Raw genomic sequence first — 8,647 nt, forward strand, 5'->3', positions numbered from 1 at the left:
GTTGTTGCGGGGCAGGAGGCCTGCCCCACTGGGCTCAGGCGATGCGGGAGAAGCCCGCCCACTCCTTGATGGCGAACTTCGACCCGTCGCGCTCGACCTCGGCGCCGCCCCGGCCTGCGAGGTGGGCGGGGAAGACCAGCGCGTTGTCCTCGGCCGCGCGGCCGAGGAGCTTGTGGCGGGTCGCCCGGGCCTCGGCCGGGTCCTCGCAGAAGCAGGAGTTGGTCTCCGGCTCCACGAGCTGCAGCGGGGTGTGCACCAGGTCGCCGACGAACAGCGCGCGGTCGCCGCCCGACTCCAGGGTCAGCACGGACGACCCGGGGGTGTGGCCGGGCGCGAGGTCCAGCCGGAGGTTCCGGTCGATCCGGTACGAGCCGTCCCACAGGTGGGTCAGCCCGGCCTCGTGCACCGGGGCGACGCTGTCCTCGAAGACGTTCTGGTTGCCGCGACCCAGCACCGGTTCGTGGTTGTTGGCCGGGTTCCAGAAGTCGAAGTCCTGCCGCGTCATCAGGTACTCGGCGTTCGGGAAGGTCGGCGCCCAGGTCCGGCCGTCGAGGCGGGTGTTCCAGCCCACGTGGTCGATGTGCAGGTGGGTGTTGATGACGACGTCGACGTCTTCGGGCCGGACCCCGGCGGCGGCGAGGTTGTCCAGGTAGTCCGTGTCCAGCCGGTTCCAGACGGGCGCGTAGGGGCGGTCCTTGTGGTTGCCGACCCCGGTGTCGACGAGGATGGTGCGGCCTTCGCTGCGCAGCAGCCAGGTCTGGATGGCCGAGCGGCATTCGCCGGTGCCCGCGTCCAGGAAGTCCGGGGCGAGCCAGTTCCGGTGCTCGTCCCAGGCGCCGTCGGGGCTGTCGGGGAAGAAGTCCGCGGGGCCCATCTCGACGGAGCCGCAGTACTCCTTGACGCGGGTGACGGTCACGTCCCCCAGCTTGATCTGATCCACGATCACTCCTCGTGAGTGGTGGGCGACTGCCCTGACCAGGTCGAGCCTGATCGCGTCCGCGCGCGCCGACCAGCCCCGCCTTGTCCTACCCCCGGCAGGGTGTGGCTGGGCGGTGCCGCAGGCGTGGATAGTGGAGTGGTGGACGGACCAAGCCCGCTCGGCGACTTCCTGCAGGCACGGCGGGCCAGGCTGCGCCCGGAAGACGTGGGCCTCCGCGACCTCGGGCCGCGCAGGCGGGTGGCGGGGCTGCGCCGGGAGGAGTTGGCGCGGCTGGCGGGGGTCAGCGTGTCCTACTACACCCGGCTCGAACAGGGCCTGTCCCGTGGCGCGTCGGCGGAGGTGCTCGAGGCGATCGCGGGCGCCCTGCTGCTCGACGACCACGAGCGGGACCACCTGGAACGCCTCGCCGGGGCCTCCCGTCGGGTACCGCGGGCGCGGAGGCCCCGCCCCGAGAAGCTCGCCGACGAGACGCGGGACCTGCTGCGCTCCCTCGACGGCGTCCCGGCGCTCGTCCTCGGCAGGCGCACGGATGTGCTGGCGTGGAACCCGCTCGGCCACGCCCTGCTCGCCGGGCACGTCGACCCGCTGAGCCCGGAGGACCCCGCGCGCCGACCGAACATGAGTCGGATGCTGTTCCTGGACCCGCACTGCCGGGAGCTCTACGGGGACTGGCGGCGCAAGGTGCGCGCGGTCGTGGGCAACCTGAGGATCGCCGTCGGCCGTCACCCGGAAGACCGGCTGCTCGCCGAGTTGATCGGCGAGCTGACGATGAAGAGCCCGGAGTTCGTGGCGTTGTGGGGTGACCACCGTGTGACGCCGTGCGACGCCGCCACCTACGAGCTGCGCCACCCGGTCGTCGGCACGGTGACCGTCACCCAGCAGACCCTCGTCCTCGCGCGTTCGCCGGGGCAGTCCGTCGTGGTGTGCACGACGCCCGCCGGGTCACCGTCGGAGGCGGCCATGGCTCTGCTGCGGCAGGCGAGTGCGGGGGACCGGCCCGGCCGGACCGCTCCACCGCCGCACGGTGACCACTTCGCAGCCCGGCTGTCGTCGCCGTGCGGGCAGGACGATTTCGTGGTGTCCCACCGCCTCGAGGCCGGTGCTGGGCAACGCCCGTTGCCTCGGGCCAGCAGGGGAAGCCGCTCTTAGGCCGTTGCCTGCGGGTGGCGAGTGGCGAGTGCGTGTGCGGCCTGCAGCGGGGTGGTTCCGTGGGTCCGGGCGTGGGCCAGGAGCCGGTCGACCCTGGCGCCGATGGCGTCGATGCGGGCGTCGGTTTCCGGTTCGTCGCAGGCCAGTTCTTCGCGGCAGACGGCGTGGATGATGCCGCCTGCGCTCGCGACCGTGTCCGGTATCCACGTGATTGCGCGCTCGTGCAGGAGGGTGGCGACCTCGTCGCCGGTGAGCTGGTTGTTGGCCGGGCCGACGATCAACGGGATCGTGCAGCCTGCGACGGTCTCGGGGCTGAGCAGTCCGCCGGTGGCAGCGGGCACGAGGATGTCGACGTCCTGCCGCAGCAGGTCTGACGCGGTCCAGGTGAGACCGTCGGCCTCCACCTGCGCGCGGAGGCGGTCGTCCCGGTCGGCGACGACCACGTCGGCGCCGTCGGCGGCCAGCGACCGGCCCAGGAGACGTCCGACGCTGCCGTAGCCGATGACGCCGATCCGCAGGCCGGTCACGGCGCGGGCGCCGTGGACCCGCGCCACCGCGGCGTCGAGGGCGGCGCGGACCCCGCGGGCGGTGGCCGCGCTCGAGTTGCCGCTGCCGCCGAGCGCTTCGGGACGGCAGAACGCCCACCCCGGGGTGAGGCGGTGGATCACCGCCATGTCCTGTGGGGTGGTACCGATGTCGGGCCCGGTGCGATAGCGCCCGCCCAGCCCGCCGATCGTCTCGGCGATGTCGAGCACGAGGTTCTCCCGCACCGGCGGCGTCAGCGGTGGGTCACCGAGGACCACGACAGTCTTGCCGCCGCCGTGCGGCAGCTCGGCGAGCCCGCATTTGAGCGTCATCGCGCGGGAGAGCCGCAACGCGTCGGCCACGCCGTCGCCAACGGATCGGTAAGCCTTGATCCGGCACCCCCCGATCGCCGGACCGCGTGTCGTGGAGTGCACCGCCACGACGATCGGGATGTTGCTACGGGCCCCACGGACCACGTGCAGTTCCTCGTGCTCGACACCCGCGCGGTCGAGGGTGGATGCGAGATCTGTTCGACTCATGCCGCCAGTTTCCATGATAGCTCGAAACCGAACGCCCGATGCTGATGTATGTTCGAAAAGTGACTGAAAATCCGAACCTCGATCGGGTCGACCGGGAGCTGGTGCGTGCCCTGCAGCAGGACGCGCGCATCCCCATGCGTGAGCTGGCGGAGATGGTGGGCGTGGCGGCCTCCACCTGTTCCGAACGGATTCGCCGGTTGCGTTCACGCGGCCTGATCACCGGTTTCCACGCCGACGTCGACCTCGCGTCACTGGGCAGGCCGGTGCAGGCGATGATCTTCGCCCAGATCCGCCCGCTGACCCGGGCCCTGATCAGCAGGTTCCACGACGAGGCGTTGGCCATGCCCGAGGTCATGGCCGTGTTCGTCCTCGCGGGCGGCGACGACTTCCTGCTGCACGTGAGCGTCGGTGACGTGACCCACCTGCACAGCTTCCTCGTCGACAAACTCAGCAGCCGCAAGGAGGTCGTGCAGTTCCGCAGCTCGGTGATCTTCTCCCACGGCCAGAAGCGCGCCCTGGAAGACCTGACACCTTCCGCGCGGTAGGCGGGCCCCAATCCGTCGCGTCGGCATGGGCCGAGGGTGTACGACTGGGCCCGACAGAGTCCAGGCTCGCTGACCGCCCGCCTCCGTCGCCTGCCGACGGCCGCGAACCCTGCGGACCAGACCGAGGAGGACCGAACGCAGTGCCTCGGCCCGACGGCTGGACGGGACGAACATCTGCTGCTTGAGCCGCGCGGTGCGCTGGTGCTTGGTGATGAACGGACGCAGCCCGGCCTCCCAGGCCCCCAGAGCGGCGGCGAGGTCGTCGGGGTGCTCCAGCAAGGCCGCGCTCAGTGCGGCGCCGCCGCGAAGCGAGGACGTGGCACCCATGCCCGAGTAGAGGTTCACGCACCACGCCGCGTCTCCCACCAGCACGACCCGACCCTTGCTCCACCGGGGCATCTTCACCTGGTGCACCGAGTCGAACAGGTGGTCAGGGGCCTTCTCCAGGGAGTCCAAGACGTGCCGCACCACGGGATCGTCCATTCCGGAGAAGACCGAGCGCAGCCGCTGGACCCGCGACCCGCCGAACTGCTCCTGGATGTCTGTCGTCCGGTACGTCAGCAGCGCGGTGGGCGCGTGGTCGGCGAACCCGAACACCCACACCGCCCGCTTCGCGCGCGCAATGGTGATGCTGTCGCTCGCCTCGTAGGAGGGCACCTGCTCCTCTAGCTGGAAGGCGCAGATCATCGCGTTCCACGTGGTCAGGTGGTCCTCGTCCGGACCGAACACCATCCGGCGAACGCTCGAGCGCATCCCATCCGCGCCGACGATCATGTCGAAGCCCTCGCGGTACCGCGCACCGGTACCGGCATCCTCGAGCAGGACCTGTACTTCGGCAGGTCCCTCGGTGATCGCGACCGGAGTGGTCCCGAGCCGCACCTCGACGCCGGTGACGCTCTGCCACAGCGCGGCCTCGATGTCGCCGCGCAGCACCGCTGCCGGCTCCCCGGGCTGATCCAGGAATCCCAGAGCCGGCCTGCGCCTGCCCCGGCGGTCCACCGACCACGAGTTCCCGCCCGGTCGCCGTTCCGGGTTGCGGGTGTGCAGGTGGTCGGCGATGCCCAGGTCGACCGCGGCCTGCAGGCCCTCCGGGAACAGCCCGACGAAGTAGCCTCCGGTACGCCGCTCGGGCGCCCGTTCGACGATCACCGGCGTCCAACCGGCCCTGCGCAGCCCGATCGCCGCGGACATCCCCGCGATTCCGAGCCCCACCACCAGCGCCCTCTTCCGCATGGCCGTCACCGCGCCGTGCCGGACGGGGCAGCAGCCGTTGCTGCGGTGAACTCCGCTGCCAGCCTGCGGTGGACGACCCTGCGGACCAGGTCGAGAACGCCCGAAACCATCACCTCGGCCGGACGGCTGGACGGGACGAACCGCTGTTGCTTGACCCGTGCGGAGCGCCGCTGGCGGGTGATGTAGGGACGCAGGCCGGTCTCCCAGGCGTCCAGAGCGGCGGCGAGGTCGCCGGGGTGCTCCCGCAGGGCCACGCCCAGTGCGGCGCCGCCGCGCAGCGAGGACGAGGAGCCCATGGCCGAGTAGGTGTTCGTGCACCAGGCCGCGTCCCCCACCAGCACGACCCGGCCCTTGCTCCACCGGGGCATCTTCACCTGGTGGATCGAGTCGAACACGTGGTCAGGGGCCTTTTCCAGGGAGTCCAGGACGTGGCGCACCACGGGGTCGTCGTCCATCCCGGAGAAGGCCGCGCGCACCTGCTCGATCGACGGCCTGGCGAACCGGTCCGGGATGTCCTCGGTGCGGTAGGTCAGCCATGCGCAGGGCGCGTGGTCGGCGAGTCCGAACACCCACATCGCACGCTTCGGGCGTGAGACGATGATGCTGTCGCTCGCCTCGTAGGAGGGCACCTGCTCCTCCATCTGGAACGCGCAGATCATCGCCTTCCAGTTCGCCAGATAGTCCTCGTCCGGACCGAACACCATCCGGCGCACGCTCGAGCGCATCCCGTCCGCACCGACCACAAGATCGAAGTCCTCGCGGTACTGCTTCCCGGTGCAGGCGTCCTCGAGCAGGACCTCTACCCCGCCCGCACCTTCGGTGATCTCGACCGGAGTGGTCGCGAACCGTACCTCGACCGCGTCCTCGGTCCCGTCGCCGGTGATGCCCTGCCACAGCGCGGCCTCGATGTCGCCGCGCAGCACCGCTGCCAGCCCGCTGGGCGCGTCCAGCAAGCCCAGAACCGGCTTCCGCCTGCCCCGGCGATCCACCGACCACGAGTTCCCGCCCGGTCGCCATTCCGGGTTGCGGGTGTGCAGGCGGTCGGCGATCCCCAGGTCGGCCACGGCCTGCACACCCTCCGGGAACATGAAGATGAAGTAGCCCCCCGTCCGACGCTCGGCTGCTCGTTCGACGATCACCGGCGTCCACCCCGCCCGGCGCAGCCCGATGGCCGCGGACATCCCCGCGATCCCGAGCCCCACCACCAGTGCCCTCTTCCGCATGGCTCTTCCCCTCTGTGACAACGATCGGTCGGTGGACAACTCAATCCGGCACGACGACGGCCCGGCTGCGCCCGGTGTGCGCCCACGCCTCACCGACCCGGCTCAGCGGGAACGCGGTGTGGGGCACCTGCATCGACCCGTCGGCGAAGCGGGCCATGACCTCGGGCGCCTCGGCGAGCATCTCCTCCGGGGACACCGATCCGATGCCGCTCCCGGTGATCCGGATGCGCCGACCGCGCAGCAGGTCCGCGGGCAGCGACGCCTCCGGACCCGCGAGCGAGCCGATCTGCGCGTAGGCCGTGTCCGCTTCGCTGCCCCGCCCCAACACGGCGAACGCAGCCTCGGCGACAGGCCCCCACAGGTAGTCCAGCACGAGACCGGGCTGCGCCTCGGCAACAGCGGCGGCCAGGGCCTTCTCCAGGCCGTCGGGCCCGTCCTGGGCCAGCGACACCGTCGTCGCCCCGGCACCGCGCAGCCGCTCCAGCGCCACCGGATCACGCCCGGCGGCGATGACCCGCTCCGCCCCGAGGGCCAGCGCGCCCTGCACCGCCAGGCTGCCCGACATCCCGGTCGCGCCCAGCACCAGCACGGTGCCCAAGGCCCCCACCTCCTTGCGCCGCGCGGCGAGCACCATCCAGCCCGACAGGCCGGGGTTCATGCCCGCGGCGATCGCGAGCAGATCCGCTCCCGCCGGAACCTCCACCTGGAACGGGGCGAACAGCCGCTCGGCCATCGTCCCGAAGGGCGGACGCGCGTATCCGGTGTAGACCAGGCGCCCATCACCGGTGCGTGCGACCGCGTCGATGCCCGGCACCAGCGGATACGTCATCTGGCCGCGGCTGTAGTGCCGGCCGGTGACCACTCCGCGGACGATGTTGTGCAGGCCGGCTCCGACGAGGTGCAGTGGCTCGTGACCGGGCGGGACCGTCGGCTCGGGGAAGTCGGCGCAGGCGGGTGGCACATCGGGAGCGGTGACGACTACGGCGCGCATCGAGCTCTCCTTAACTAAGTTCAACGGTGTGGCCAGTGTTCCTGAACACCGTTAAGGTGTCAACCATGACCAAGGGCATCACCCGGGAGCGGATCGTCACGGCGGCGCTCGAACTCCTCAACGACACGGGCATGGACGGCCTCACCGTCCGCGCGCTCGCCTCCCGGCTGGACGTCCGCGCTTCCGCCCTGTACTGGCACGTGCGCAACAAGCAGGAGCTGCTCGACGAGATGGCCACCGAGGTCATGCGCCGCGTGACCGGCGCCCTCGCAGCGGTACCGCCCGGCGCCTGCTGGCGCGACGACCTCTCCTCCTACGCCCGCGTCCTGCGCTCGGAGTACCTGCTCCACCGCGACGGGGCCCGCACCTTCAGCGGCACCCGGATCACCGACCCGGACGTGGTCCGCATGAAGGAGCCGTTGTTCGAACGCTGGACCGCAGCCGGCTGGAAGCCCGCTGACGCCGACGACGCCGTCGACGTGGTCACCGCCTTCGTCGTCGGCTTCGTCATCGAGGAACAGGAACGACGCCAATCAGTCGAAACCGATCCGACGCGCTACTCCACGACACTGCGCGACGCCTGGCTGGGCGGAGGCGCGTCACTGGTCAAGGAGGCCGGGCACCTCCGCGACGACGGCGACCAGCGGTTCGAACGGCACCTCGGCAAGGTCCTCGACGGAATCGCCGCCCGGCCGGACGCGTGACTCACCCGCACCCGTATTCGGCCATTGGACCAAACAGGAAACCCTGATCGCCCCAGACGACATCGGAGCCGGGGTCGCCATCGCCCCGAACATCGCCAACGCCAAGGCCCGCAGGGCAGACGCAGAACGTCGCCTGCACAAGCTCCAAGACGCCATCGCCGCAGGCGTGGACCCCGCCGCCTTGGTCGAGCCGATCAACCAGGCCCAAGCCGAACGCGTGACCGCGCAAGCCGAGATCGACAACCACCGTGAAGGCGACCAACTCGACCCCGCCGAGATCTACGCCATGATCGACTCATTCGGGGATGTGGCCCGCATGCTGGACGGACGCAAGCCGCCAGCGCTCAACAGGCTGTACCGGAACCTCGACCTGCACGTGGTCTACCAACCAGAAGAGCAGGCCATCGATGTGACGGCCTGCCCCGGTGTAGATAGCGCGTGTGTCCGAGGGGGGGACTTGAACCCCCACGAGTGGGGCATCCGTTGGAAACGGGTGTCCATGCCTAGATCTTGGCCATGCGGTGCACGAGAACCCGGCGGCGTCGGGCTCGGTCACCAGCGGCAGCCAGTGCGCGCAGGTGCGGGCGGAGCACGTCCGCACGACCGGGACCGTCGAGGCCTACGACTGGCCATCGACCACCCCCGAGAACGGTTGGGACGACGAGCCGTGCGTGTGCGGCCACATCCTGCTCAAGCTGAACTTCAGCGTGGGCGGCAGCTTGGGCGACCTGGTCCGATCGAACCGTTTGATCGACTTCGACCCCTGCTGGGTCGAGGTGGGCTGACCATGACGACGAG

9 protein-coding genes and 1 pseudogene are annotated in these 8,647 nt (G+C 70.9%); 4 read left to right on the forward strand and 6 right to left on the reverse strand.

The genetic code is table 11. The annotated features are described in order from the left end of the window. Positions 1–34 precede the first annotated feature (34 nt). A complete protein-coding gene (locus DFQ13_RS03570) occupies positions 35–940 on the reverse strand; it encodes an MBL fold metallo-hydrolase (protein ID WP_110078840.1) in 906 nt (301 codons plus the stop codon). 138 nt (positions 941–1,078) lie between these two features. On the opposite strand from DFQ13_RS03570, the gene DFQ13_RS03575 reads away from it, so the two are divergent. Then, the gene (locus tag DFQ13_RS03575; protein ID WP_084176239.1) at positions 1,079–2,089 is read left to right on the forward strand and encodes a helix-turn-helix domain-containing protein; all 1,011 of its coding nucleotides are present in this window, start codon (positions 1,079–1,081) and stop codon (positions 2,087–2,089) included. Here the strand turns inward: DFQ13_RS03575 and DFQ13_RS03580 are convergent. Next, a complete protein-coding gene (locus tag DFQ13_RS03580) occupies positions 2,086–3,153 on the reverse strand; it encodes a Glu/Leu/Phe/Val dehydrogenase dimerization domain-containing protein (RefSeq protein WP_233438244.1) in 1,068 nt (355 codons plus the stop codon). The genes DFQ13_RS03575 and DFQ13_RS03580 overlap by 4 nt on opposite strands. A gap of 44 nt (positions 3,154–3,197) precedes the next feature. Here DFQ13_RS03580 and DFQ13_RS03585 point away from each other — a divergent pair, with 44 nt between their 5' ends. Beyond that, positions 3,198–3,698 carry an Lrp/AsnC family transcriptional regulator gene (locus DFQ13_RS03585; protein WP_084176240.1) on the forward strand — a complete coding sequence of 167 codons (501 nt, stop codon included), beginning with the start codon at positions 3,198–3,200 and terminating at the stop codon, positions 3,696–3,698. Between the two features lie 282 nt (positions 3,699–3,980). Here the strand turns inward: DFQ13_RS03585 and DFQ13_RS03590 are convergent. The 3 genes and pseudogenes from DFQ13_RS03590 to DFQ13_RS03600 form a co-directional block, all read right to left on the reverse strand. Then, a pseudogene (locus DFQ13_RS03590) lies at positions 3,981–4,931 on the reverse strand (FAD-dependent monooxygenase); the annotation flags it as partial. Between the two features lie 5 nt (positions 4,932–4,936). Further along, positions 4,937–6,154: an FAD-dependent monooxygenase gene (locus DFQ13_RS03595; protein WP_110078762.1), complete on the reverse strand. Its 1,218-nt coding sequence runs from the start codon at positions 6,152–6,154 to the stop codon at positions 4,937–4,939. A gap of 40 nt (positions 6,155–6,194) precedes the next feature. Beyond that, positions 6,195–7,145, reverse strand: a complete 951-nt coding sequence (locus tag DFQ13_RS03600) for a quinone oxidoreductase family protein (RefSeq protein ID WP_110078763.1) — start codon at positions 7,143–7,145, stop codon at positions 6,195–6,197. 65 nt (positions 7,146–7,210) lie between these two features. Here DFQ13_RS03600 and DFQ13_RS03605 point away from each other — a divergent pair, with 65 nt between their 5' ends. After that, entirely contained in the window at positions 7,211–7,849 is a 639-nt protein-coding gene (locus tag DFQ13_RS03605; protein WP_110078764.1) for a TetR/AcrR family transcriptional regulator C-terminal domain-containing protein, read from the forward strand. Between the two features lies 1 nt (position 7,850). On the opposite strand, the gene DFQ13_RS03610 is transcribed toward DFQ13_RS03605, so the two are convergent. Beyond that, positions 7,851–8,111: a hypothetical protein gene (locus DFQ13_RS03610; RefSeq protein WP_110078765.1), complete on the reverse strand. Its 261-nt coding sequence runs from the start codon at positions 8,109–8,111 to the stop codon at positions 7,851–7,853. Positions 8,112–8,370: 259 nt separating this feature from the next. Here DFQ13_RS03610 and DFQ13_RS03615 point away from each other — a divergent pair, with 259 nt between their 5' ends. Continuing rightward, positions 8,371–8,634 carry a hypothetical protein gene (locus DFQ13_RS03615; protein WP_110078766.1) on the forward strand — a complete coding sequence of 88 codons (264 nt, stop codon included), beginning with the start codon at positions 8,371–8,373 and terminating at the stop codon, positions 8,632–8,634. Positions 8,635–8,647: the final 13 nt, after the last annotated feature.

The sequence above is a fragment of the Actinokineospora spheciospongiae genome, assembly GCF_003182415.1.
Taxonomy (GTDB): domain Bacteria; phylum Actinomycetota; class Actinomycetes; order Mycobacteriales; family Pseudonocardiaceae; genus Actinokineospora; species Actinokineospora spheciospongiae.